Source organism: Neorhizobium sp. PAMB6716, assembly GCF_058242805.1.
On record NZ_CM177835.1, the window covers coordinates 3,625,832 to 3,649,263 of the forward strand.

Here is a 23,432-nt window from a genome sequence, read left to right on the forward strand (position 1 = left end):
AACCCATGACGACCCGTATGACCGCTTCCGCTGCCCTCAGCCGCCGCCACATGATGCTGGGCCTTGGTGCGCTGGCGGCTGGTGGCCTGGTGGGCGTGCCTGCCTTTGCGCAAGGCTCGGCCACGTCCGATGCTGCCCAGAAGATTGCCGACCACTTTTCCTCGGTCAAGACGATGATGGGCGAGTTCGTGCAGTTTGGCCCGCGCGGCGAACAGACCGGCGGCAAATTCTTCATCGAGCGTCCCGGCAAGCTGCGCTTCAATTTCGAGGATCCCTCGCCGATCCGCGTTATTGCCGATGGCAACAATGTCGTGATCGGCAATCTGAAGCTGAAGACCTGGGATCTTTATCCGCTCTCCAAGACGCCGCTCAGCCTGCTTCTCGCCGACCGCATCGATCTGTCGAACCAGATGGTGCGCGATGTGAAACAGGAATCCGATCTCACCACCATCGTGCTCGGCAACAAGACGGTGTTCGGCGACAGCACGATTACGATGATGTTCGACCCGAAAACCTATGACCTGCGCCAGTGGACGATCACCGACCTGCAGAACAAGGATACGTCGGTGATGATCTACAACGTGCAGAACGGCGTGCGCTTCGACGACAAGGTTTTCACCATCCCCTATAACGAAGTCCATAAGCTGTAAGGCAGGCTTCGGGCGCTGAAGCCCTTGCCCATCCATTGCAAAAAAGCCTAAACCTCGGCGTATCACGTCGAGGTTTTTTCATGCGCTTTTCCATCACCACCTGGAACATCAATTCGGTGCGCCTGCGCCTGCCCATCGTCCAGCAGTTTCTTGCGCGCGAAAAACCCGACATTCTCTGCCTGCAGGAGATCAAGTGCCGGGTGGAAGAGTTTCCGCTCGAGCCGCTGCAGGCCATGGGATACGAGCATATCGTCCTGCATGGCCAGAAGGGCTATCATGGCGTGGCGATCATCTCCAAGGTGCCGCTCGCGGAAGATCACCGGCAGGATTATTGCAAGGTGGGCGATGCCCGCCATATCTCCGCGATTTTCGAGCGCGGCGGTCGCCGCATCCGCCTGCACAATTTCTACGTTCCCGCGGGCGGCGACGAACCGGACCGTGCGATCAACCCGAAATTCGGCCACAAGCTGGATTTCATCGAGGAAATGAAGGTGCTGAAGGCAGATAGCCCTGGCGTCTCCTCCATCCTCGTCGGGGACCTGAACATCGCGCCGCTGGAGCATGATGTCTGGTCGCACAAGCAGATGCTGAAGATCGTCAGCCACACGCCTGTGGAGACCGAAGGTCTGACCGAGGTGATGGAAAAAGGCGGCTGGCTGGACCTGATGCGCCAGCACGTACCCGCCTCCGAAAAACTCTACACCTGGTGGAGTTACCGTGCCAAAGACTGGGAAGCCGCCAACAAGGGCCGCCGCCTCGACCACATCTGGTCCTCGCCCGAGCTTGGGCCGCTGCTCGAAAACATCGAGGTGCTGAAGGAAGCCCGCGGCTGGAACCGCCCATCGGACCATGTCCCGGTGACGGCGACGTTTCGGATGTGAGGGGAAATCGCCGGTCTGCTGCCCGAAGCCTCATGCCAGTGGCGGCCCCACCAGTGCGTTGATGAAGGGAGCTTTGCGGGCAAGATACTCGCTCATCCCGTCGCGGTTTGTTGCCTCCAGATCCAGCTTTAGCTGTTGATATTCTTGCCTTAGAACCGGATCAGATCTGAGGAGGTCGCGGAAACGCAGCAGCCGCCCGATCTCCGAGTGACCCCGATGGCAGACATGCAACTTATGGGTCCGCACGCCATCGACGTCTCGACGATAGAAATGATGCTGGTCGGAAAGATTTGTTCTGCGAACATACCCCAGCGCCTGCAGCCGAGTGTCGCGCAAGATTTCGTCTTGAAGCTTCGATACTTCGACCATGATATCGATTTCAGGCTTTGCAGCCAGGCCAGGCACCGCTGTGCTGCCGACGTGGTAGATTTCGATCAGCTGAGAGTTGAAGCAGGGGGCGATGCGATTCCTCTCGGACAGGAACATCGAGGGCCAACGCGCATCATAATCGGTAATCTTGCTGGTCAGTGCCATGGGCATCTCGGGGAGGTATCGAAACGCATAAACCGGGATCTATTGTAGTGCTCCGCGGCCGGAGACGAAAGCGCATTTTACCGAGAGGCTGGGGAACATCCCTACTCCCGTCGAGTTCCCGAACAGCAGTTGCTTTCGAGGGGAGTATCGATGGATCTGGTTGGCATGTTGTTTCAGGGGTGGTCCGGCATCGCCCGAACACTGATTGTGGGCACGCTGGCCTATGTGGTTCTGGTTCTTTTCCTGCGGATTTCGGGAAAGCGCACGCTTGCCAAGTTGAACGCCTTCGATCTGGTCGTCACAGTCGCGCTCGGCTCCACCCTGTCTGCCATCCTGCTCCAGGAATCGATTGCGCTTGCCGAAGGCGTGACCGCCCTGGCATTGCTGATCGGGTTACAGTACCTGGTCACGGCTCTTTCCGTGCGTGTTCCCGCAGCGGCAAAGGCTGTCCGCTCGGAGCCGACGCTTCTGGTGCGCCAGGGGGCATTCTGCGATCAGGCGATGCATCGGCAGCGAATAACGCAAGATGAGGTTTTGAGCGCCGTGCGGTCGAACGGCCATGGCGATCTGAGCAATGTGCAGGCAGTGGTGTTGGAAAGTGACGGGTCGTTGAGCGTGATCTAAACCGTGCTCGTCACGCAAACCGCTCCTGCATGGCCGCCGCAGCCTTTGCCAGGCCGACCAGATTATCCCTGATCCGCTGCTCCAGAATGCGCGCAACTGCCGGATATTCCTCCAGCAGGCGGTGAAAGAGCGTGCGCGGAATGCGCAGAACTTCGCCATCTTCGGCGGCAATGGCGGTGAACTTGCGCTCTACCATCGTCACCAGCGCCAGTTCCGACAGCATGGTGCCGGGGCCGACGGAGCGGGCGAGATCGGCAATGCCGTCCCGGCCGAGCGTATAGAGATCGAGCCGGCCACGCGCTACCACATAGGCGCATTCGGCCGGTGATTGTTCGCGAAAAAGCTCCTGACCCTTGGCGACGCTGCGGCGTTCCGCCCCGAAGGCGACCAGCCGCAGCTGGTCGTCATCGAGCCCCTGGAACAGGGGAACGCCGGAGAGAAGACGAATATCGTCGCTAAGGGCCATGGTCGCTTTCTTCTGCGAGATTCGTTCAGGGAACGATCTTGTAGCCGCCGTTTTCAGTAACCAGAATTTCGGCGCTGGAGGGATCGCGCTCGATCTTCTGACGAAGACGGTAGACGTGGGTTTCCAGCGTATGGGTGGTCACGCCGGAATTATAGCCCCACACCTCTTCCAGAAGCACGTCGCGCGTCACCACCTTCTGGCCGGCGCGGTAGAGGTAGCGGATGATCGCTGCTTCCTTTTCCGTGAGCCGGATTTTTTTGCCGTCATCAGTGGTGAGCAGCTTTTGGCTGGGCTTGAAGATATAGGGGCCAACGGTGAACGTGGCGTCCTCGCTCTGCTCGTACTGGCGGAGCTGGGCGCGGATGCGGGCCAGAAGCACGGCAAAACGGAACGGCTTGGTGATATAATCATTGGCGCCGGCTTCCAGGCCAAGGATGGTGTCGCTATCGGTGTCATGCCCGGTCAGCATGATGATCGGCGCCTTGAACCCGCCCTTGCGCAGCAGTTTCACCGCCTCGCGCCCGTCCATGTCAGGCAGGCCCACATCCATGATCAACAGGTCGATCTGGCGCGATTTTGCGGTCGCCATTGCCTTGGTGGCGTTGTTTTCCTGCAGCAGTGAAAATTCCTCGTAAAGAGAAAGCTGCTCGACCAGCGTCTCGCGCAGGTCTTCATCGTCATCCACCAGCAGTACGGTGCGGGCTGCCATGCCGTCTTTGCCTTTCATTTGCCCGTCGCGCATCGGCGGCGAGGCTCTTCGAACTAAGGGACATTGTGCTATGAATTTCAAACGAAATCATATCCAAAGCAACATTGTGTGAGACAAATGGGTGGGAAAAAGGCCGGCGGCAAGGGCAATATGATCACGGTTCGCCCCGCACCATCAAATCCTGCTCGCGCTTTCGTGAGTTTTGGCGGCATCACCGTGCCCGCCGCCATCGGTCGCTCCGGGCGAACGGCATTCAAGCGCGAAGGCGATGGTGCAACGCCAATTGCCGCCATGAAGCTGCTTTACGGTTTTGTGCGCGCAGAACACGTAGGCGCCCTGCCGACGGCACTTCCCTTGCGGCGGATCGAGAAAGACATGCTCTGGTGTGATGCGCCCGAACATGCCGCCTATAACCGGCTGGTGCGTGCCCCCTTCAAGCCAAGCCATGAGCGTATGCAGCGCACCGACGGGCTCTATGACGTCTGCCTCGTACTCGACTGGAATATCACCGCGCGACGCCGCCATCGCGGCTCGGCGATCTTCTTCCACCTCATCCGCCCCGGTTACCAGCCAACCGAAGGCTGCATCGCCATCAGCGCCACCGCCATGCGTCGGCTCATCCGGTTCATGCGGCCGGGCATGATGGTGCGCGTCATCTAACATTGTCTCGGGTTTGTCGTACAACCGCAACATGCGGCCTGTAGATTAGAACGGCTCTTAAAAGCACTGTGTTTCTATACTGGAGGTCGTTTGATGAACGAGCAGCTCACCCACAAGCCTTTCCCGACCACGCTTCTGGAAGAGGCAGATGGCGAAGGCCATAATGCCAGCGCCAACCCGACGATGGGCGAAATCATCTCGAAGCGGTTTTCACGGCGCAATTTCCTGCAGGGGTCGCTGGCCGTATCGGCGATTGCGGCGACCGTCAGCCCCGTCGCTCTGATGAGCGCCGATGAGGCGCGCGCCGCCGGCAAATCCGGTTCTGCGTTTAATTTCAACGAAGTGGAAGCCGGCGTCGATGCCACGCACCATGTCGCCGAAGGTTATGACGCCGATGTGCTGCTGCGCTGGGGCGATGCGGTGCTTCCCGGCGCGCCGCAGTTTGATCCGACAAAACAGACGGCAGACGCGCAGTCAAAGCAGTTCGGCTATAACAATGACTATGTCGGTTTCATTCCGCTTGACGGCGCTGCCGATCACGGCCTGCTCGTCGTCAACCACGAATACACCAACCCGCACCTGATGTTCCCCGGCCTCGTGACTGTCGTCGATGGCAAGGTCAAGCAGGGCGCGCTCTCCAAGGAGCAGGTGGACGTGGAGATGATGGCGCATGGCGGCACCATCGTTGAAATCCGCAAGGTTTCCGGCAAATGGCAGGTGGTGGCCGATGGCAAATATAACCGCCGCATCACCTCCAACACGCCGATGCAGATCACCGGTCCGGCCGCCGGTCACGATCGCCTGAAGACGGCTGCCGATCAGACCGGCACAAAGGTGTTCGGCACGCTCAACAACTGTGCCGGCGGCGTGACCCCCTGGGGCACCTATGTGATGGCGGAGGAAAACTTCCACGGCTATTTCCAGGGCAAGCTGCCTGAGGGCCATGCGGAAGCTGCCAATTACAAGCGTTACGGCGTACCGGAAGGCTCCTATGAATGGGGCAATTTCTACGACCGCTTCGATCTTTCCAAGGAGCAGCACGAGCCGAACCGTTTTGGCTGGGTCGTCGAAGTGGATGTCATGGATCCGACCTCCATGCCGAAGAAGCGCACCGCCCTCGGTCGTTTCAAGCATGAAGGCGCCGAATCGATCGTGGCGAAGAGCGGCAAGGTCGTCTTTTATCTCGGTGACGACGAGCGTTTCGATTATGTCTACAAGTTCGTGACGGAAGCCGCCTTCAACCCGAATGACCGCGCTGCCAACATGGACCTGCTGGACAAGGGCACGCTCCATGTGGCGAAGTTCGGCGAAGACGGCACCATGCAGTGGCTTCCGATGGTCTTCGGCCAGGGCCCGCTCACGGCAGAAAATGGCTTCCACACCCAGGCCGACGTGCTGATCGAGACCCGCCGCGCCGGCGATCTCCTCGGCGCCACCAAGATGGACCGCCCGGAAGACATCCAGCCGAACAGTGTCAACGGCAAAGTCTACGTGATGTTGACCAACAACACCAAGCGCAAGGCAGACCAGGTGAATGCCGCCAATCCGCGCGCCGAAAATGCCTTCGGCCACATCATTGAAATCTCCGAAAACGACGGCGATTTCTCGGCAACCGCTGGCAAGTGGGAAGTGCTCCTGAAGTGTGGCGATCCCTCGGTTGCGGCCGTCGGCTCCACCTTCTCGACGGAAACGACGAAGAACGGCTGGTTCGGCATGCCCGATAACTGTGCGGTGGATACTGCCGGCCGTCTCTGGGTCGCAACCGATGGCAACAACAACAAGCAGACCGGCCGCACCGATGGCCTCTGGGCCGTCGATACGGAAGGTGCAGCACGTGCCACGTCGAAGCTGTTCTTCCGCGTGCCTGTTGGCGCTGAAATGTGCGGCCCGTTGTTTGCTCCCGATGACGAAACGGCCTTCGTTGCCGTCCAGCATCCGGGCGATGGCGGCGAGGATTGGTCCGGCCACGGCCGTGCGTCCTATTACGAGGATCTCTCCACCCGCTGGCCCGATTTCAAGCCGGACCTGCCCTGTCGTCCGTCAGTCGTTGCCATCACCAAGAAGGGTGGCGGCAAGATCGCGGTCTGAGATTTCCTGACGCTTTGAAGAGGTGCTCCGCGATCACCCGGTCGCGGAGCCTTTTTCGTTGCGGGGTCAGCGACCGATGGCAATGGTCCCTGCTGCCACGATCAGGCAGGCGACGATGCGCTTGGCGGTGAGCCTCTCGCCCAGAAACAGCCAGCCGATCAGCATGGCAAAGACCACGCTCGTTTCGCGGATGGCGGTGATCGGGCCAGCAGGTCCCAGCGAATAGGCAACAATGATGACGCCATAGGCAAGAAGCACGAAAATGCCGGCCCCTAGCGCCTTCCAGCTTTCCCGCTCCCGGATGTGGATGCGCAGGCGGCCACGCATCGCGGTGTAGGCGATGATGAGGAGAACGCCATAGGTAAACAGCACCCAGGCGGCATAGGCGCGCGGATCGGACACGTGGCGCACGCCGGTGGAATCCACTGTCGCGTAACTTGCGATGATGAGGCCGGTCAGCAGTGCCCAGAGGATGGAGGAGGTAGGCGCCCGCTGGCGACCCAGCGACAGGCTCATGATGCCCACGGCCACCAGTGCAATGCCGATAAGCTGGCTCGTCCCCACGGTCTGCCCCGTCAGCAGAAAACCACCGAGCGTGACCAGCAGCGGCACGGAGCCGCGCACCACCGGATAGACTTGGCCGAGATCGCCGAGCCGATAGGCAAAGACGAGGAACACGCTGTAGGCCACCTGTAAAAGCGAGGAGGCAAGGATATAGGCAAAACCGGTGGGTGTCGGCAGCGGCAGCCAGAGCATGACAGGCAGTGCAAAAACGATGCCGGTGACCCCCATCACCGTGATCGACCACAGCCGGTCGCTGCCCGAGCGCAGGAAGGCGTTCCAGCTGGCATGGAGAATGGCGGCCGACAGGGCAAGCACAATGACGGTGGGGTTCAAGGGTTGGCCACCATCAAGGGTCTGATGGCAATGCGGTGGGGAATGAGGCGCATGGGGAAACCGGTTGGAAAGCTGCAAGGGTAATGACCCCGCGCCCGCAGTCAATCGCGCTTTTCTGTTGGCTGCATCAACGGGATTGATCCGATGAAAAAGCCGCCGGAAGGGTATCCGGCGGCTCGCTGTCAAAAGTTTCGGGCAAAAAGGATTACTTCCACTCGCGGATATCGACGAAGTGGCCGGTCACGGCGGCAGCCGCGGCCATGGCAGGCGACACGAGATGCGTGCGACCCTTGAAACCCTGGCGTCCTTCGAAGTTGCGGTTGGAGGTGGATGCGCAACGCTCGCCCGGCTTCAGGCGGTCGTCGTTCATCGCAAGGCACATCGAGCAGCCCGGCTCGCGCCATTCGAAACCGGCTTCCAGAAAAATCTTGTCGAGGCCCTCGGCTTCCGCCTGTTCCTTGACGATGCCGGAGCCCGGCACGATCATGGCAGACACTGTTGACGCCACCTTGCGGCCTTCGACAACCTTGGCGGCTGCGCGCAGGTCTTCGATGCGGCCATTGGTACAGGAACCGATGAACACGCGATCGACGGCGATGTCGGTGATCTTCGTGCCCGGCTTCAGGCCCATATAGTCCAGCGCACGCCATTTGGAGACGCGCTTGGTTTCTTCGGGAATATCATCCGGGTTGGGCACGACGCCCTGAACGGAGATGACGTCTTCCGGCGAGGAACCCCAGGAGACGATGGGCGGCAGGGCGGCGGCATCGAGCACCACCACGCGGTCGTAATGGGCGCCTTCGTCGGACTGCAGCGTCTTCCAGTATTCAAGTGCCATGTCCCAGGCAGCGCCCTTTGGCGCGCGGGGCTTGTCCTTGATGTATTCGAAGGTCGTCTCATCCGGCGCGATGAGGCCGGCGCGGGCGCCACCTTCGATCGTCATGTTGCAGACGGTCATGCGGCCTTCCATCGAAAGCGCGCGAATGGCTTCGCCGGCAAATTCGATGACATGGCCGGTGCCGCCGGCCGTGCCGATTTCGCCGATGATGGCAAGGATGATGTCCTTGGCGGTGACGCCCGGCGGCAGTTGGCCGTCGACACGCACCAGCATGTTCTTGGCCTTCTTCTGCACCAGCGTCTGGGTGGCAAGCACATGCTCGACTTCCGACGTGCCGATGCCATGCGCCAGCGCGCCGAAAGCGCCATGCGTGGAGGTGTGGCTGTCACCGCAGACGATGGTCATGCCCGGCAGGGTAAAGCCCTGTTCCGGCCCGACAATGTGGACGATGCCCTGGCGCTTGTCCTTTTCGGAATAATATTCGACGCCGAAATCGGCGGCATTCTGCGCCAGTGCCTCGACCTGAACGCGGCTTTCCTCGTTCTTGATGCCGATATGGCGGTCGGGCGTCGTCGGCACGTTATGGTCGACCACGGCCAGCGTCTTTTCCGGCGCGCGGACCTTGCGGCCGGCAAGCCGCAGACCTTCAAAGGCCTGCGGGCTCGTCACCTCATGCACGAGGTGACGATCGATGTAGAGAAGACAGGTGCCGGTTTCGCCGGTGGAAACGACGTGGTCGTCCCAGATCTTGTCATAGAGAGTACGAGGTGCGCTCATGGCTGCCATCCATTTGATGTGGAGAATGCGGGGATTTGAAATCGGCAGCAGGCTGCCGGTTCGACGCGATCAGAGCGTGCGAAGTCGGCCGAAAAGAGCGCCGGAAATGCGCGCGAAAAAACGTGCCGGCAGACGCTTATGGTCCTGCAGCACAAAAACATTCGTCGCGAGGCATCCGAATTTTGATCCCATGAATGAGGATTTATCAGTTTTCCCTTTCCTCGGCAATATCTGCCTCACCGCGGTCGTGCCTCAGTTGGTGGCCCGCAGGCGCCGTTCCACCCGCCGCAGGATCAGTGACAGGCCGATGGTGAGGCCGAGATAGATGTAGGCCAGGATCGAATAGGTCTCGAAGAACCGGAAGGAGCCGGAGGCATAAACCTTGGCCATCTGGGTGATGTCGGCCACGCCTAGCACTGACACCAACGAGGAATCCTTCACCATCGAGACGAAATCGTTCGAAAGCGGTGGAAAGATCACTTTTAGCGCCTGCGGCATCACCACCAGCCGGAAGCGTTGAAAGCGCGACAGGCCAAGCGCCTTGGCCGCCTCGATCTGCCCCGTATCGACGGACTGGATGCCGGCGCGAAAGATTTCCGCGATAAACGAACTGTAGCCGATGGTGAGCGCAATCACGGCCCGGGACAGAAGCGAGAGGTCACGCGTGAGAAGGCTTGGCAGCATGCCTCTTTCGATCAAAGGCGAGGCCAGAAAATTATAGGCCGTCACCAATGCCGGTGCGCCGACAAAAGCCACGTAGAACAAAAGCACCAGGATCGGGATGCCGCGGATTACTTCTACGTAAAAACGCGCGGACTGGCGCAGCAACCGGCTGCTGGAAAGCCCCGCCAGTGCCACGCCGAGACCGAGGGCTGCGGCAAGTGCAAAGCTTAGGAGGGCAACGGCAACGGTTATTCCGATACCCTTGGCGACAATCAGAAAAACCTGCCCGTAGAGGTCGCTGGTGGCAATGACCACGGCAACAGCCGCCATCATCAACCCGAAGACCACCATCCACCAGGGAAAATCCTCCGGTTCTTGCCCGCGTCGTGCGGTGGCCATCCGGGGCTATTGCCCCATCTTGTAGTCGAGGAACCACTTTTTGTTGAGCGCGTCGAATGTGCCGTCAGCCTTCAACGCATCGATGGCAGCATTGACGGGCGCAACCAGATCCGAGCCCTTCTTGAAAATGAATCCAAAATCTTCCGAACCAAGCGGCCCGCCAACGAGCTTCAGCGCGCCGCCGGAGGCATCGACATAACCTTTGCCGGCGGTGCCGTCGGTCAGCACCATGTCGACATCGCCGGTGCGCAGGGCCTGCAAGGTTGCGCCAAAGGTTTCAAACAGCTTTATGCGGGAATTCTGCTCGTTGCCGTCGAGCACCTCGTAGACGGCCGTATAAAAAGGCGTCGTGCCCGGCTGCGCGCCGATCAGCGCGTCTTCCGTTGCACCAAAGCTCTTGGCGTCGGAAAAGCGGGTCTCGTCGGCGCGCACCAGCATGAATTGCTGCGAGCGCATGTAGGGCTCGGAAAAATCGACTTTTTGCCTGCGGTCGTCCTTGATGGTGATGCCGGTCATGCCGATGTCGTATTGCCCGTCGGAAACGGCCTGGATCATCGCATCCCAGGAGGTGTTCTGGTACTCGACCTTGGCGTTCAGCCGTTTGGCGATCTCGTTCATCGCATCATATTCCCAGCCGATGGCCGTTCCCGTCTTCGGATCGACGAACTGCAGCGGCGGATAGGCATTTTCCGTTACCACCACGATGGCGCGGCCCTTGAGGTCCGGCAAATCGGCAGCCGTGGCGGGGGCTGAGAAAAGCGGCAGGAAAGAAAGAGCGCAGAAGGCGGCAAGCGTGGTGCGGCGGGAAATCATCATCGGCTCCTTCAACATGTGGCACAACCGATTGTCACGGAAACGCCGGCAATGGCAAGAGGAATGGCAGGCGGCCTGACCGGGTGCGTGGGCCGGAGAAGACGGGCGGCACTCACAACCTCACTCGATCGTGTTCAGAGCCTTACCAAGCGACAAAACCAAGGAAAAGCTGGCTTTTGGGCGGGTTCTTGCGCCATTTTCAGCCTTTGGTTCCCTTCATGATACCATGGGCGGCAAAACTGCCTCCTTTTGCCGGTGCCGGCCCCTGCCTATCCTTGTTGAACGTTCCCCATCCCTCATGCTGGAAGGTCATTCTTCATGTTCAAGGCAAGCCGTGCGCTGTTTGCACTCCTCCTCGCCGTCGGTCTGTCATGCGCCGCAGTGGCTCGCGCCCAGGAAGCGGTGACCGCCGCGCCGGATGTGGAAGCGCTGTTCACCAGTCCCGATCCAGTGCTTCATGCCAACAAGCAGGTGGCTTTGCACATCATGCGGGATCTTCTGGAGGCCAACCATTGGGACAAGGCTGACCAGTGGCTGACCGAACGTTATATCCAGCACAATCCGAACGTCGTGTCCGGCCGCGCCCCGGTCGTTGAGTTTTTCACGAAGGTCCTAGGCCGCAAGCCATCGCCGCTCCCGGAGAAGATGAAGACGCCGGTGGTGTTCGTCAGCGCCGAAGGCGATCTGGTGACGGTTGCGACGGTGCGCACGGAAAAGGACCCGAAAGATCCGTCAAAAACCTATACCACCACCTGGTATGACACCTGGCGGATCGTGGACGGCAAGGCCGACGAACACTGGGATTCGGCCGTGAAAATGTAATAGCGCCGCCCCACAAGCCTGCCCACCATCAAGGCCGCCTCTGCCGCATCAGGCTCGGGCGGCCTTGTCGCGCCATCTTCACGTCATGATGCTGGGCTTCAACGCCACCTTTGCGCGAGAGGAGGATCATGCCATGCGTCTATTTCTATCCATTTTTGGCCTTGCAGCCGCATCCGTTGCTGCCATGCCGGCCACCGCCGCCGATATCTGCACCATCGTTGCCGATGCCAAGACCGCCGATGTGGTCTTGCGCGAGGGCGATTGTACGGCCCGTGTCACGCCGGCCTCCACCTTCAAGCTGCCGCTCAGTCTGATGGCCTTCGATGCCGGTATCCTGAAGGACGAGCACACGCCGTCGTTTTCCTACCAGAAGGGCGACCCTGATTGGGGTGGCGAAGAATGGAAACAGCCGACGGATGCTGAACGCTGGCTCAAATATTCGGTCGTCTGGTTTTCACAGCGTATCACGCACCGCCTGGGCGCGGAAAAGCTCCACCGCTATGCGGACAGTTTTGGTTACGGCAATGCCGATTTTTCCGGAGACAAGGGTAAGAACAACGGCCTTGAACGCGCCTGGATCGCCTCGTCGCTGAAAATTTCGCCGGACGAGCAGGTGGCGTTCCTCAAAAAATTCGTCAACCGCACGCTTCCCGTCAGCCGCGAGGCCATGGAGATGACGGTAAAGGCGATGGAGCGCTTTGACCTCAAGCACGGCTGGACGGCGCAGGGCAAGACCGGCATGGCCTATCCCCGCCTGGCCGATGGCAGCTTTGACCGGGCGCATCCCTGGGGGTGGTTCGTCGGCTGGGCGCAAAAGGGCGAGCGGACGGTGGTGTTTGCAAAGCTCGTACAGGACGAGCGAAAGCTTGGCGGTTCGGCAAGCGCGCGTGCCCGCGATGCGCTCTTCGAAGCACTGCCGGCTCTTCTTGCCCGCAACTGAGCGCCGTTCAAATTGCCTCAAACAAAAAAGGCGACCCGCGAGGGCCGCCTTTTCGAAAGTCTCAGGCGAGAAGCCTTATTCTGCGGAAGCTTCCGCAGCCTTTGCAGCTTCTGCTGCTTCGGCCTCAGCCTTGGCGGCTGCTTCTGCTGCTGCCTTTTCGGCGGCGAGTGCCTGTGCTGCTGCTACCTTTTCAGCTTCCAGACGTGCCTTTTCCTCGGCAGCGGCGGAGCGCTCGGATTCGTTCAGCTTGCGGGTACGCGTGTTGGTGTTTTCAACGATACGAGCCGACTTGCCGCGACGATCGCGCAGGTAATAAAGCTTGGCGCGACGGACCTTACCGCGGCGAACGACTTCGACGCTGTCGACCATCGGCGAATAAACCGGGAATACGCGCTCGACGCCTTCGCCGTAGGAGATCTTGCGAACGGTGAAGCTCTCGTTGATGCCGCCACCCGAACGGGCGATGCACACGCCTTCATAGGCCTGTACGCGGGTACGGTTGCCTTCGCGAACGGTGACGTTGACGCGCAGCGTGTCGCCCGGGGAAAATTCCGGAAGCTTGCGCTTGGCTTCGATCTTGGCAGCCTGTTCGGCTTCCAGCTGCTGAATGATGTTCATTGGTCAAACCTTCTCTTTTTCTCAAACAGCCAGAGCGCTCGACATCGGTTCCATTGGAGCTTGCCTCCGGATCCGGCCCTTTGGGCGGAGCGTATTCGCCATTCTTTGCTTGCTGGTCGACGGGATGAAAATCCCATGTCCGCGTGCGCCAATATACCAAACTGCAGCGCTTGTCACCCCGGCAGGTGCCGCAAACGCCGGAAAAGATCAGGCCGGGCGCTCTTGATGGCAGGGTTTTCAGGCGCTACTGCACGGTAAACGGGTTTGGGAGGACGCCGGAATGACCCCTATCATGATCGGCCTGCTGTTTGTCGCGGGTTTTCTATCCGGTGCCGTCAACGCCATTGCCGGCGGTGGCACCTTCCTCACATTCGGCGCGCTGACGCTGGCCGGCCTGCCGCCGATTTCGGCCAATGCCACCTCGTCCATCGTGCAGTTTCCAGGTTACGTGACGTCAACGCTTGCCTATCGCCGGGAAATCGCCCGCAACTGGCGCGGGGCGCTTGTGCTGTGCGTCGTTTCCATCATCGGCGGTGCAGCCGGCGCGATCATTCTTCTGGCGCTTGATAACCCGTCGTTTCGCGCATTGGTGCCGTGGCTTCTGGCGAGCGCCACCATCATGTTTGCGGCCGGTCCCTGGCTAAAGCCGAAAACCTCCTCCGAACATCCGATCAACACGCCGGCAAGCTTTTTGGGGCAGTTTGTCACTGCGATTTACGGCGGCTTTTTCGGGGCTGGCATGGGCATCATGATGCTGGCCGTGCTGGGCCTGACGGCCGGCGGCAGCTATCATCATCTGAATGCGCTCAAAAACCTGCTGGCCATGGTCATTGCCGCCGTTGCAATCATCGTTTTTGTCGGCGGGGGCGTCGTCGGCTGGCCGCAGGCGCTGGTCATGCTGCCGGCGGGCGCTGCCGGTGGTTATACCGGCGTATGGCTGGCGCGTCGCGTGCCGCAGATGGTGATGCGGCTCATCGTGGTGGCGGTCGGTGCGGCCCTGACGGTCTATTACTTCGTCAGCGGCTGAGACGGCTTTTCAAGAAGATCCGGTCGGCGCTCCTTCGTCAGGGAAAGCGCCTGTTGATGGCGCCATTTTTCGATGGCGGCGTGATTGCCTGACGTCAGCACATCCGGGATCGGCTGGCCCTCGAACACCTGCGGGCGGGTGTAATGCGGATGCTCGAGCAGGCTCGTCTCGAAGCTCTCATGCGTGCCGGAGGCGGCATTGCCCATGACGCCCGGCAGGATGCGCACTACGGCATCGAGCAGCGTCAGTGCCGCGGGTTCGCCACCGGACAGGATATAGTCGCCGATCGAAACTTCCTCGAGATCGCGCGCCTCGATGACCCGCTGGTCGACCCCTTCGAACCGACCGCAGACGATGACGACGCCATCACCATCGGCGAGTTCCCGCACGCGCGCCTGGGTGAGCGGCCGTCCGCGCGGGCTCATCAGCAGACGCGGGCGCGTATCAGCGGCCACCGAATCAATGGCACGTGCCAGAATATCCGGCTTCAACACCATGCCCGCGCCGCCGCCGGCCGGCGTGTCGTCGACGGTGCGATGTTTGTCCTCGGCAAAATCGCGGATCTGTACCGTGTCGAGCGTCCACTGGCCGCGTTCCATGGCCTTGCCGGACAGTGAATGGCCGAGATGGCCCGGAAACATGTCCGGATAAAGCGTGAGAATGGTGGCGCGAAACGACATGGGGGCGCTTATTCCGGATCGCGGTTCTTGCCCGCGCCCTTTTTGCCGCCGCTTTTCTTGCCACCGGCCGCCTTAGGCGGTTCATCGCCACCCTCGGGATCACCCTCGGCGGCGCGGCGCATCGCCTCGTCTTCGTCCGGTGTGTCGATCAGCCCGGCCGCCATCGGGTCGATGATGATGCGGCCCTTGTCGAGGTCGATTTCCAGAACGGCGGCTTCGGAAAACGGAATGAGCGTCGGGCGTCGGCCGGGGCCCTTCAGTTCCAGCAGGTCGCCAGCGCCGAAATCGAAGACGCCGCTGACCTTGCCATAGCTTTTGCCTTCGCCATCCTCGACGTCGAGACCTTCAAGGTCGGCGTAATAAAATTCGTCGTCGTCCAGTTCATCGTCCGGCAGGTTGTCGCGGTCGATGAACAGTTCAAGACCGTTCAGTTTCTCGGCAGTGTCACGGTCGTTGATGCCGCGGAACCGCACGATGACGACGGTTTTTGCCTCGCGAAGGTCAAGGATCTCGAACACCCGGCCGTCCATGCTGTGCAGGTGGCCGTAATCGCCAAGCGCCAAAGGATCGGCCGTGAAGGTGCGCACACGCACTTCGCCGCGCAAGCCTTGCGGCGCGCCGATGGTCGCCATGAGGATGGGGTTTTCCAGCTTGGCCATGGGGGCTCTCCCTTTGCGGTTCTGGCGTCCTTTTAGAGGGACTTTGCCGCTTTGGAAACAGAGGATGGGGAACAGAGGGTGAGAGAAGCAAAGGATGCAGAAACGGAAGACGGGCGGCATGTCGCCATGCCGCCCGTCCACCAACGCCAGAAGCGTTTCTTATTCTGCAGCGCCTTCGGCAGCAGCAGCTGCTGCGGCATCAGCCTTCTGCTTGCGCTCGGCTGCACGCTCGACAGCGCGCTTGCCCGGCTTTGCCTTTTCCGGGTTGCTGCGGGCAGCGCGTTCGGCCAGGCCTGCTTCTGCCATGAAACGCAGAACGCGATCGGTCGGCTGTGCGCCGTTGTCGATCCAATGCTGCAGGCGCTCGGCGTTCAGCTCGATGCGCTTTTCGTTGTCCTTGGCCAGCATCGGGTTCCACGAACCGACCTTTTCCAGGAAACGGCCATCGCGCGGTGCGCGGGCGTCAGCGATAACGATCTGGTAATAAGGGCGCTTCTTGGAGCCACCACGGGCGAGACGGATCTTCAGGGACATTTCTTTACTCCTTGGGTCTTGGGTTGGCCGTCGTCAGACGGTCTTTTTGGGGTCGCCGTGTTGAGCGGCAATGGCTTCATGGTGCCGGATGACTTCCGTGATGACGAAGTTTAAAAACTTCTCGGCGAAATCCGGGTCCAGATGAGCATCCTTGGCAAGCCTGCGCAGGCGTTCGATCTGGTATTCCTCGCGCGCCGGGTCTGCCGGCGGCAAATCGTAGAGGGCTTTGAGGATGCCCACTTCCTTGGTGCAGCGGAACCGTTCCGCCAGCATGTGGATGAGCGCCGCGTCGATATTGTCGATCGACTGGCGGTATTGGCCGAGCTGTTCCTTCACCTTCGGATCAATCATGGCGTTCCGTCTCACTTCTTCTTCGGAAAACCGGGAAGGCCCGGCATGCCGCCGAGGCCCGGAAGTTTCGGTCCGCCAAGGCCGGGAAGCCCGCCGCCGGGAAGGCCCGGCATGGAACCCGGCTTGATGCCGGCCGCCTGGGCCTGCTTGGCCAGCGCTTCGAGCTGCTGCGGGTCAAGCTTGGAAAGATCAGGCATGCCGCCCATTCCGCCCATGCCGCCACCCATTCCACCGAGGCCCATCTTGCCGGCAAGGCCACCCATCATCTGCTTCATCATGCCGCCTTTGCCTTTGCCGCCCATGGCTTTCATCATGTCGGCCATCTGACGGTGCATCTTCAGCAGCTTGTTGATTTCGGCAGCATCCGTGCCGGAGCCTGCGGCAATGCGCTTCTTGCGGCTGTGCTTCAGCATATCCGGGTTGGCGCGCTCGGCCTTGGTCATCGAGGAGATGATGGCGATCTGGCGGGCAAACATCTTATCGTTCATGCCGGCGGCTGCCAGCTTGTCCTTCATGCCGCCCATGCCGGGCATCAGGCCCATGATGCCGCCCATGCCGCCCATGTTCTGCATCTGGCGCAGCTGGTCGGCAAGGTCGTTCAGGTCGAACTTGCCCTTGGCCATCTTTTCGGCCATGGCGCGCGCCTTGTCGGCGTCGATGTTTTCAGCCGCCTTCTCGACGAGCGAGACGATGTCGCCCATGCCCAGAATGCGGTCGGCGATACGGCGGGGATGAAACTCCTCCAGTTCCGACATCTTTTCGCCGACGCCGATCAGCTTGATCGGCTTGCCGGTGACGGCACGCATCGAAAGGGCAGCACCGCCACGGCCATCGCCGTCCATGCGGGTGAGAACCAGGCCGGTAATGCCAACGCGCTCATCAAAATTGCGCGCGAGATTGACGGCGTCCTGGCCGGTCAGGCTGTCGGCGACCAGCAGGATTTCATGCGGATTGGCGCGGCGCTTGATTTCGGCCATTTCGGCCATCAGCGGTTCGTCGATATGCGTGCGGCCGGCGGTGTCGAGAATGACGACATCATGGCCGCCAAGCTTTGCGGCCTGCACGGCGCGCGCGGCAATTTCCGTCGGCGACTGGCCGGCAATGATCGGCAGTGTATCGATGCCGGTCTGGACGCCAAGCTGGCGCAACTGCTCCTGCGCTGCCGGACGGCGCGTGTCGAGTGAGGCCATCAGGACCTTCTTGCGGTCCCGTTCGGTGAGGCGCTTGGCAATCTTGCCCGATGTGGTGGTCTTGCCCGAGCCCTGAAGGCCGACCATCATGATGACGACGGGGGCCGGCGCATGCAGATCGATCGACACGCCTTCGGCGCCGAGCATCTCGACCAGCTCGTCATGGACGATCTTGACGACCATCTGGCCGGGCTTGATGGATTTCAGAACTTCCGCGCCCACAGCCTTTTCGCGAACGCGATCGACAAAGGCGCGCACGACTTCCAGCGCCACGTCTGCTTCGAGCAGCGCACGGCGAACCTCGCGCAGAGCGGCGGACACATCCGCTTCGCTCAATGCGCCACGGCCGGTCAGTCCACTCAAGATGGAGCCAAGACGGTCCTGGAGGCTTTCGAACATCGTTTCATCCTTCTAGACGTTAACCGGTCACAGACCGGAAACGTCGGGTCTCTTCCACCGAAAAACAAGACGCAAAGCCAAATAGCACCCGAGGGCGCAACGCGCTGTCGGGTGTTGGCCTCCGGGATCTGTTTACACCTGTGTAGGGTCCCGGTCGGCGGCTAAAGTTCTTGAACTTTCAGCAGATCGGGCGGCAATAGCAGCATCGGCCCCGCAAAGTCAAGGCGTTGCGCCATTTCTCAAGGCCTTTGCCGGCCTGGCAAGATCAGAACGTGTGGAGAGGTCTTTCGCGAACGCTCTCGAACGTTCGGTCTGCAATCTTGCCGAATGACGAATATCAAGCCTGCGTGAGCGCGTCTGACGTATGAGCAATAATCAACGGCCCGTTCTTGCCCGGCTTCCGGGGCATGCCTATACATTGCTGATGAAAAGACGCAATTTCCTGAAATGGACAGGTATCGGTGTTCTCTCCCTTCTGGGGGGAGGTCTTGCCGCGGGGAGAGCCATGGCCAACAACCGCTATTATTCCGGTCCACTCTCGGATCATTTCGATGGGACGCGTTTTTTCAATCCGGGCGGTGAGCAGCCAAAAGGGTTTGCCAACCTGCTGCGCTGGAAATTCAACGGCAAGAATATCGCCTGGCCGCCGGCCTATCCGAGCGCCTTTGCGCCGACGGTGCCGGAAAAGCGGTTGTCGGGAAACCGCATGGCCGTCACCATGGTCGGCCATGCCTCCATGCTGATCCAGGTCGCCGGCCTCAATATTCTGACCGATCCGGTCTGGGCAGAGCGGACGAGCCCGGTGAGTTTTGCCGGACCAAAGCGCGTCAACGAACCGGGCATCCGGCTGGAAGACCTGCCGCCGATCGACGTCGTGATCGTCACCCACAACCATTACGACCATCTCGACATCGAAACGCTGAAACGCCTCCATGAAAAGCATCGGCCGCATTTCGTCACGCCGCTCGGCAATGATGCGATTTTTGCCTCGGCGCTGGATGAGCCGCGCATTACTGTGATGGACTGGGGCCATAACGCTTATCTCGGCAAGAATGTCACGCTGCATTGCGAGCCCTGCCACCATTGGTCGGCGCGGGGTGTGGGCGATCGCAGCATGGCGCTGTGGGGCGCGTTCGTCATCGAAACGCTCGCTGGCAAGATCTATCACATCGGCGATACCGGCTTTCATCAGGGTATCAACTATCAGGCGGCTGCCGAAAAACACGGCGGCTTTCGCCTGGCGATCCTGCCCATCGGCGCCTATGAGCCGCGCTGGTTCATGAAGGGCCAGCACCAGAACCCGGCAGAGGCCGTTGCCGGCATGCAGCTTGCCGGTGCCACCCATGCCGTCGGCCACCACTGGGGCACGTTCAAGCTGACCGATGAGGGGATCGAGGAGCCGCTGGCTGCCCTTCGCGATGCGCTGATGGCGGCAAAGATCGAGCCGGAGCGTTTTCGCGCCTTGCGGCCCGGCGAGGTTTTCGAGGTGCCCGAGGCGTAAACACGCGTTCAGCTGGATCGAGGTCCGGCCGAGGTGAAGGATTATGGCGCGGCCTAGTTGTTGCGCTTGCGCCCGGCCATCACGACGGCAGCACCCAAAATGGCGGAAGGTTCGCCCTTGGCTGTCGAGGACTGGATGAGGATTGCGCAGCCATCCTTCTTGGAACGGCCCATGGCCTTGGCTGGCAGCGTGATCTTCAGCGCATTACCGTCCCACATGCCAACCGTCTGCACATCATAGACGCTGTGCCAGTATTCGATCTGGCGACCGCTGTTTTCCCCGCGCATCACCTCGATCTGCTCCTGCTTGGTGAAATAGGCCACCACCACATCGGCGCGACCCTGGCCGGCGCCGATCTCGATTTCGATTTCGTCATTGTTCATGCGGGCGGAAACGGGCACGGAAAGTCCCTGGCCTGCGGAACTGAGGCTGCCGATCTTGCCGTTGATGGCGTCAAGATCCATTCCCTTGACATGCTCGCGCCCATTGATGATGGCCTGTGGCGTGTAGACGCCGCTGCGGCCCATCGAATGAGCATAGCCATATTGCCGCTCGGTATTTTCCTTGGAACTCAGCGTGTCCGTCCAGCCGAGATAATTCCAGTAATCGACGTGGTAGGACAGGGCCACGACATCGCCCTGTTCCACCAGCTTCTTCAGCGCGGCATCGGCGGGGGGGCAGGAGGCGCAGCCCTGCGAGGTGAACAGTTCCACCACACCCTTGGGCGCAACCTGCGCGTCTCCTGCCATGGCAGAACCGCAGGACAAGCCGCCGGCCAGACCACTTGCCAGAAGCACGGCGGCGCGTTTGATCAGCAGCATGATTGGGGCCTTCTCAAGGAGCATTTTGGTGTCTTCGTCGCGCAGCGGGGGTGTGAGCGTTCGGGCAAACCTACTCGCGACACCCATCAACCGGAAGTCACAAGCGGGTGAGACGCCGGGATGCGTGAAACATGCTCATGAAAATGCCGCCGGACAAGGTCCGGCGGCATCTTGGATATCAAAAATTTCAATCAGGCCGCGAGGTCGCGCAGAACCGTCTGCAGAATGCCGCCATTGTTCATGTAGATCACTTCATCGAGCGTATCGATGCGGCAAAGGATCTTGATTTCCTTCACCGAACCGTCCGCATAGGTGATCTTGGCAGTCTTCCACTCGCGCGGCTTGATCTCGCCGTCGAGGCCCTCGATGGTGACGGTTTCGTCGCCCTTGAGGTCCAGGCTCTGCCAGTTCATGCCCTCTTCGAAGACGAAGGGCACGACGCCCATGCCGACGAGGTTGGAGCGGTGGATACGCTCAAACGACTGGGCGATGACGGCGCGAACGCCGAGCAGATTGGTGCCCTTGGCAGCCCAGTCACGCGAGGAACCGTTGCCGTATTCGACGCCGGCGAAGATGACCAGCGGCGTGCCTTCAGCCTTGTACTGCATCGCAGCGTCGTAGATCGACATCTCTTCCTTGGACGGATAATGGACGGTGTAGCCCCCTTCCTTGCCGTTCGGTCCGAGCATGAAGTTGCGGATGCGGATATTGGCAAACGTGCCGCGCATCATCACTTCATGGTTGCCGCGGCGCGTGCCGTACTGGTTGAAGTCGGCAACGCCAACGCCATTTTCCATGAGGTAGGCACCGGCCGGCGATGCCGCCTTGATGGAGCCTGCCGGGGAAATGTGGTCGGTGGTGATCTTGTCGCCGAAGAGACCGAGAACGCGAGCGCCCTCGATGTTCTTGACGCCGGAACCGGACTTGCCCATGCCCACGAAGTAGGGCGGGTTCTGCACATAGGTCGACTTGTCGTCCCAGGCATAAGTCTGGCCGTCGGGGATCTGAACCGCCTGCCAGTTGACATCGCCCTTGAACACGTCGGCGTATTTGCTCTCGTACAGTTCGCGGGTGACGTATTTCAGGATGAATTCCTGGATCTCGTGCGAGGTCGGCCAGATATCCTTGAGGAAGACAGGGTTGCCGTCCTGGTCTTCGCCGAGCGGTTCGGTCGTCAGGTCCTTCTGTACCGTGCCGGCCAGCGCGTAAGCGACGACGAGCGGCGGGGAAGCAAGGTAGTTTGCCTGGACGTCCGGCGAGATGCGGCCTTCGAAATTGCGGTTGCCCGAGAGCACGCCGGCCGTGATCAGGCCCTTGTCGTTGATCGTCTTGGAGATCGGTGCCGGCAGCGGGCCGGAATTGCCGATGCAGGTGGTGCAACCGAAACCGACAAGGTTGAAGCCGAGTGCATCGAGCGAGGTCTGCAGGCCGGATTTTTCCAGATATTCGCCAACGACCTGCGATCCCGGTGCAAGCGAGGTTTTAACCCAGGGGGCAGATTTCAGGCCCTTGGCAACGGCGTTGCGGGCGAGAAGGCCGGCAGCGATCAGCACGCTCGGGTTCGACGTGTTGGTGCAGGACGTAATGGCGGCAATCGCCACATCGCCATGGCCGAGATCGAAATCCGTGCCTTCGACCGCATAACGGCTGTTGAGCTGGCCGGGCTTCTTGTAGTCGTTTTCCAGAGCCGTTGCGAAGTTCGGTGCAATGGTTTCCAGCGGCAGACGGCCTTCCGGACGCTTCGGGCCGGCCATGGACGGTACAACGTCGCCGAGATCCAGTTCCAGCGTGTCGGTGAAGACGAGGTTTTCGCCGTCGCCTTCGCGCCACATGCCCTGCACCTTCGAATAGGCTTCAACGAGCGCGATCCGGTCCGTGGTGCGGCCGGACATGGTGAGGTAGTTGATGGTTTCGCCATCGACCGGGAAGAAGCCGCAGGTCGCGCCGTATTCCGGGCCCATGTTGCCGATGGTGGCGCGGTCGGCAAGCGACATCGAATCAAGGCCGGGGCCGAAGAATTCGACGAACTTGGAAACGACGCCCTTCTTGCGCAGCATCTGCACGACTGTCAGCACGAGGTCGGTCGCGGTGACGCCTTCCTTCACCTTGCCGGTCAGCTTGAAGCCGATGACTTCAGGCAGAAGCATGGAAACCGGCTGGCCGAGCATGGCCGCTTCCGCTTCGATGCCGCCAACGCCCCAGCCGAGAACGCCCAGACCATTGATCATGGTCGTGTGGCTGTCGGTGCCGACGCAGGTATCCGGATAAGCAGTGGTTTCCCCGTCTTCTTCCTTGGTCCAGACGGTCTGGCCGAGGTATTCCAGATTGACCTGGTGACAGATGCCGGTGCCGGGCGGCACAACGCGGAAGTTCTTGAACGCCTGCTGGCCCCACTTCAGGAAGCGGTAACGCTCGCCGTTGCGCTCGTATTCCAGCTCGACGTTCTTCGCAAACGCGGTCGGCGTGCCGAATTCATCAACGATAACTGAGTGGTCGATGACGAGATCGACGGGCACGAGCGGGTTGATCTTTTCCGGATCACCGCCGAGCGCCACCATGGCATCACGCATGGCGGCAAGGTCCACCACGGCGGGAACGCCGGTGAAGTCCTGCATCAGCACGCGGGCCGGGCGATAGGCGATTTCGTTTTCGACCTTGCCCTTGTTGCTGAGCCATGCGGAGACAGCAAGGATATGCTCCTTGGTGACCGTCTGGCCGTCTTCGAAACGCAGCAGGTTTTCCAGCAGAACCTTCATGGAGAAGGGAAGGTTCGATACGCCCGGCAGACCATTGGCTTCCGCCTTCGGCAGGCTGTAATACACATAGTCCTTGCCGTCGACGGTCAGAACCGACCGGCAATTGAAGCTGTCGAGAGACTTTGACACGGATTT

24 protein-coding genes are annotated in these 23,432 nt (G+C 60.8%); 9 read left to right on the plus strand and 15 right to left on the minus strand.

Going from position 1 to position 23,432, the window contains the following annotated elements; translation table 11 throughout:
* The first annotated feature begins 50 nt into the window (after window positions 1-50).
* Window positions 51-650 carry an outer membrane lipoprotein carrier protein LolA gene (locus AC4CWH_RS17510; RefSeq protein WP_491321463.1) on the plus strand — a complete coding sequence of 200 codons (600 nt, stop codon included), beginning with the start codon at window positions 51-53 and terminating at the stop codon, window positions 648-650.
* A gap of 80 nt (window positions 651-730) precedes the next feature.
* Window positions 731-1,531 (plus strand): exodeoxyribonuclease III, encoded by an 801-nt coding sequence (locus AC4CWH_RS17515; RefSeq protein WP_491319711.1) that lies wholly within the window; start codon window positions 731-733, stop codon window positions 1,529-1,531.
* Window positions 1,532-1,561: 30 nt separating this feature from the next.
* On the opposite strand, the gene AC4CWH_RS17520 is transcribed toward AC4CWH_RS17515, so the two are convergent.
* Complete coding sequence (locus tag AC4CWH_RS17520; protein WP_491319712.1) at window positions 1,562-2,065, minus strand: GrpB family protein; 504 nt, start codon at window positions 2,063-2,065, stop codon at window positions 1,562-1,564.
* 165 nt (window positions 2,066-2,230) lie between these two features.
* Here AC4CWH_RS17520 and AC4CWH_RS17525 point away from each other — a divergent pair, with 165 nt between their 5' ends.
* Entirely contained in the window at window positions 2,231-2,689 is a 459-nt protein-coding gene (locus AC4CWH_RS17525; protein WP_491321464.1) for a DUF421 domain-containing protein, read from the plus strand.
* Window positions 2,690-2,699: 10 nt separating this feature from the next.
* On the opposite strand, the gene AC4CWH_RS17530 is transcribed toward AC4CWH_RS17525, so the two are convergent.
* Window positions 2,700-3,155, minus strand: a complete 456-nt coding sequence (locus AC4CWH_RS17530) for a cyclic nucleotide-binding domain-containing protein (RefSeq protein WP_491319713.1) — start codon at window positions 3,153-3,155, stop codon at window positions 2,700-2,702.
* Between the two features lie 25 nt (window positions 3,156-3,180).
* On the minus strand, window positions 3,181-3,864 hold the full coding sequence (locus AC4CWH_RS17535; RefSeq protein WP_491285138.1) for a response regulator transcription factor: 684 nt from the start codon (window positions 3,862-3,864) through the stop codon (window positions 3,181-3,183).
* Between the two features lie 117 nt (window positions 3,865-3,981).
* On the opposite strand from AC4CWH_RS17535, the gene AC4CWH_RS17540 reads away from it, so the two are divergent.
* Window positions 3,982-4,524, plus strand: a complete 543-nt coding sequence (locus AC4CWH_RS17540) for a L,D-transpeptidase family protein (RefSeq protein ID WP_491319714.1) — start codon at window positions 3,982-3,984, stop codon at window positions 4,522-4,524.
* A 93-nt stretch (window positions 4,525-4,617) separates the two neighbouring features.
* Window positions 4,618-6,612, plus strand: coding sequence for a PhoX family protein (locus tag AC4CWH_RS17545; RefSeq protein ID WP_491319715.1), 1,995 nt, complete (start codon window positions 4,618-4,620; stop codon window positions 6,610-6,612).
* 66 nt (window positions 6,613-6,678) lie between these two features.
* On the opposite strand, the gene AC4CWH_RS17550 is transcribed toward AC4CWH_RS17545, so the two are convergent.
* The 4 genes from AC4CWH_RS17550 to AC4CWH_RS17565 all read right to left on the minus strand — a co-directional run bounded on the left by AC4CWH_RS17550 (window position 6,679) and on the right by AC4CWH_RS17565 (window position 10,999).
* A complete protein-coding gene (locus tag AC4CWH_RS17550; protein ID WP_491319716.1) occupies window positions 6,679-7,509 on the minus strand; it encodes an EamA family transporter in 831 nt (276 codons plus the stop codon).
* 205 nt (window positions 7,510-7,714) lie between these two features.
* Window positions 7,715-9,124, minus strand: a complete 1,410-nt coding sequence (leuC, locus tag AC4CWH_RS17555) for a 3-isopropylmalate dehydratase large subunit (protein ID WP_491283337.1) — start codon at window positions 9,122-9,124, stop codon at window positions 7,715-7,717.
* A gap of 252 nt (window positions 9,125-9,376) precedes the next feature.
* Window positions 9,377-10,186, minus strand: coding sequence for an amino acid ABC transporter permease (locus AC4CWH_RS17560; protein ID WP_491319717.1), 810 nt, complete (start codon window positions 10,184-10,186; stop codon window positions 9,377-9,379).
* A 6-nt stretch (window positions 10,187-10,192) separates the two neighbouring features.
* Window positions 10,193-10,999, minus strand: a complete 807-nt coding sequence (locus AC4CWH_RS17565; RefSeq protein ID WP_491321465.1) for a transporter substrate-binding domain-containing protein — start codon at window positions 10,997-10,999, stop codon at window positions 10,193-10,195.
* A gap of 318 nt (window positions 11,000-11,317) precedes the next feature.
* Here AC4CWH_RS17565 and AC4CWH_RS17570 point away from each other — a divergent pair, with 318 nt between their 5' ends.
* Together AC4CWH_RS17570 and blaOXA are read left to right on the plus strand one after the other, a co-directional pair.
* The gene (locus AC4CWH_RS17570) at window positions 11,318-11,821 is read left to right on the plus strand and encodes a nuclear transport factor 2 family protein (RefSeq protein WP_491319718.1); all 504 of its coding nucleotides are present in this window, start codon (window positions 11,318-11,320) and stop codon (window positions 11,819-11,821) included.
* Between the two features lie 133 nt (window positions 11,822-11,954).
* Window positions 11,955-12,761 (plus strand): class D beta-lactamase, encoded by an 807-nt coding sequence (gene blaOXA, locus AC4CWH_RS17575; protein ID WP_491319719.1) that lies wholly within the window; start codon window positions 11,955-11,957, stop codon window positions 12,759-12,761.
* 75 nt (window positions 12,762-12,836) lie between these two features.
* Here blaOXA and rplS read toward each other — a convergent pair whose 3' ends face one another.
* Window positions 12,837-13,379 carry a 50S ribosomal protein L19 gene (gene rplS / locus AC4CWH_RS17580; protein ID WP_491283341.1) on the minus strand — a complete coding sequence of 181 codons (543 nt, stop codon included), beginning with the start codon at window positions 13,377-13,379 and terminating at the stop codon, window positions 12,837-12,839.
* Window positions 13,380-13,659: 280 nt separating this feature from the next.
* Here rplS and AC4CWH_RS17585 point away from each other — a divergent pair, with 280 nt between their 5' ends.
* Window positions 13,660-14,406, plus strand: coding sequence for a sulfite exporter TauE/SafE family protein (locus AC4CWH_RS17585; protein WP_491319720.1), 747 nt, complete (start codon window positions 13,660-13,662; stop codon window positions 14,404-14,406).
* Here AC4CWH_RS17585 and trmD read toward each other — a convergent pair.
* From trmD to ffh, 5 genes are all read right to left on the minus strand, one after another.
* Complete coding sequence (trmD, locus tag AC4CWH_RS17590; protein WP_491319721.1) at window positions 14,388-15,086, minus strand: tRNA (guanosine(37)-N1)-methyltransferase TrmD; 699 nt, start codon at window positions 15,084-15,086, stop codon at window positions 14,388-14,390. The two genes, AC4CWH_RS17585 and trmD, sit on opposite strands and share 19 nt — an antisense overlap.
* An 8-nt stretch (window positions 15,087-15,094) precedes the next feature.
* Window positions 15,095-15,745 (minus strand): ribosome maturation factor RimM, encoded by a 651-nt coding sequence (gene rimM, locus AC4CWH_RS17595; RefSeq protein WP_491319722.1) that lies wholly within the window; start codon window positions 15,743-15,745, stop codon window positions 15,095-15,097.
* 159 nt (window positions 15,746-15,904) lie between these two features.
* Complete coding sequence (gene rpsP / locus AC4CWH_RS17600; protein ID WP_491283345.1) at window positions 15,905-16,279, minus strand: 30S ribosomal protein S16; 375 nt, start codon at window positions 16,277-16,279, stop codon at window positions 15,905-15,907.
* Window positions 16,280-16,312: 33 nt separating this feature from the next.
* Window positions 16,313-16,630 (minus strand): chorismate mutase, encoded by a 318-nt coding sequence (locus AC4CWH_RS17605; RefSeq protein ID WP_491319723.1) that lies wholly within the window; start codon window positions 16,628-16,630, stop codon window positions 16,313-16,315.
* Between the two features lie 11 nt (window positions 16,631-16,641).
* Window positions 16,642-18,219, minus strand: a complete 1,578-nt coding sequence (gene ffh, locus AC4CWH_RS17610; RefSeq protein WP_491283347.1) for a signal recognition particle protein — start codon at window positions 18,217-18,219, stop codon at window positions 16,642-16,644.
* Between the two features lie 424 nt (window positions 18,220-18,643).
* On the opposite strand from ffh, the gene AC4CWH_RS17615 reads away from it, so the two are divergent.
* Entirely contained in the window at window positions 18,644-19,720 is a 1,077-nt protein-coding gene (locus AC4CWH_RS17615; RefSeq protein ID WP_491319724.1) for an MBL fold metallo-hydrolase, read from the plus strand.
* A gap of 53 nt (window positions 19,721-19,773) precedes the next feature.
* Here AC4CWH_RS17615 and AC4CWH_RS17620 read toward each other — a convergent pair whose 3' ends face one another.
* Both AC4CWH_RS17620 and acnA read right to left on the minus strand, forming a co-directional pair.
* Window positions 19,774-20,469, minus strand: a complete 696-nt coding sequence (locus AC4CWH_RS17620; RefSeq protein WP_491285140.1) for a DUF1223 domain-containing protein — start codon at window positions 20,467-20,469, stop codon at window positions 19,774-19,776.
* Window positions 20,470-20,732: 263 nt separating this feature from the next.
* Window positions 20,733-23,426 carry an aconitate hydratase AcnA gene (gene acnA, locus AC4CWH_RS17625; RefSeq protein WP_491319725.1) on the minus strand — a complete coding sequence of 898 codons (2,694 nt, stop codon included), beginning with the start codon at window positions 23,424-23,426 and terminating at the stop codon, window positions 20,733-20,735.
* Window positions 23,427-23,432: the final 6 nt, after the last annotated feature.

Excerpts from the sequence above, each read along its gene's own strand:
- AC4CWH_RS17510 (WP_491321463.1), top strand. The coding sequence starts at position 51 with ATGATGCTGGGCCTTGGTGCGCTGGCGGCTGGTGGCCTGGTGGGCGTG.
- AC4CWH_RS17515 (WP_491319711.1), top strand. The coding sequence starts at position 731 with ATGCGCTTTTCCATCACCACCTGGAACATCAATTCGGTGCGCCTGCGC.
- AC4CWH_RS17520 (WP_491319712.1), bottom strand. The coding sequence starts at position 2,065 with ATGGCACTGACCAGCAAGATTACCGATTATGATGCGCGTTGGCCCTCG.
- AC4CWH_RS17525 (WP_491321464.1), top strand. The coding sequence starts at position 2,231 with ATGTTGTTTCAGGGGTGGTCCGGCATCGCCCGAACACTGATTGTGGGC.
- AC4CWH_RS17530 (WP_491319713.1), bottom strand. The coding sequence starts at position 3,155 with ATGGCCCTTAGCGACGATATTCGTCTTCTCTCCGGCGTTCCCCTGTTC.
- AC4CWH_RS17535 (WP_491285138.1), bottom strand. The coding sequence starts at position 3,864 with ATGGCAGCCCGCACCGTACTGCTGGTGGATGACGATGAAGACCTGCGC.
- AC4CWH_RS17540 (WP_491319714.1), top strand. The coding sequence starts at position 3,982 with ATGGGTGGGAAAAAGGCCGGCGGCAAGGGCAATATGATCACGGTTCGC.
- AC4CWH_RS17545 (WP_491319715.1), top strand. The coding sequence starts at position 4,618 with ATGAACGAGCAGCTCACCCACAAGCCTTTCCCGACCACGCTTCTGGAA.
- leuC (WP_491283337.1), bottom strand. The coding sequence starts at position 9,124 with ATGAGCGCACCTCGTACTCTCTATGACAAGATCTGGGACGACCACGTC.
- AC4CWH_RS17560 (WP_491319717.1), bottom strand. The coding sequence starts at position 10,186 with ATGGCCACCGCACGACGCGGGCAAGAACCGGAGGATTTTCCCTGGTGG.
- AC4CWH_RS17565 (WP_491321465.1), bottom strand. The coding sequence starts at position 10,999 with ATGATTTCCCGCCGCACCACGCTTGCCGCCTTCTGCGCTCTTTCTTTC.
- AC4CWH_RS17570 (WP_491319718.1), top strand. The coding sequence starts at position 11,318 with ATGTTCAAGGCAAGCCGTGCGCTGTTTGCACTCCTCCTCGCCGTCGGT.
- blaOXA (WP_491319719.1), top strand. The coding sequence starts at position 11,955 with ATGCGTCTATTTCTATCCATTTTTGGCCTTGCAGCCGCATCCGTTGCT.
- rplS (WP_491283341.1), bottom strand. The coding sequence starts at position 13,379 with ATGAACATCATTCAGCAGCTGGAAGCCGAACAGGCTGCCAAGATCGAA.
- AC4CWH_RS17585 (WP_491319720.1), top strand. The coding sequence starts at position 13,660 with ATGACCCCTATCATGATCGGCCTGCTGTTTGTCGCGGGTTTTCTATCC.
- trmD (WP_491319721.1), bottom strand. The coding sequence starts at position 15,086 with ATGTCGTTTCGCGCCACCATTCTCACGCTTTATCCGGACATGTTTCCG.
- rimM (WP_491319722.1), bottom strand. The coding sequence starts at position 15,745 with ATGGCCAAGCTGGAAAACCCCATCCTCATGGCGACCATCGGCGCGCCG.
- rpsP (WP_491283345.1), bottom strand. The coding sequence starts at position 16,279 with ATGTCCCTGAAGATCCGTCTCGCCCGTGGTGGCTCCAAGAAGCGCCCT.
- AC4CWH_RS17605 (WP_491319723.1), bottom strand. The coding sequence starts at position 16,630 with ATGATTGATCCGAAGGTGAAGGAACAGCTCGGCCAATACCGCCAGTCG.
- ffh (WP_491283347.1), bottom strand. The coding sequence starts at position 18,219 with ATGTTCGAAAGCCTCCAGGACCGTCTTGGCTCCATCTTGAGTGGACTG.
- AC4CWH_RS17615 (WP_491319724.1), top strand. The coding sequence starts at position 18,644 with ATGAAAAGACGCAATTTCCTGAAATGGACAGGTATCGGTGTTCTCTCC.
- AC4CWH_RS17620 (WP_491285140.1), bottom strand. The coding sequence starts at position 20,469 with ATGGCAGGAGACGCGCAGGTTGCGCCCAAGGGTGTGGTGGAACTGTTC.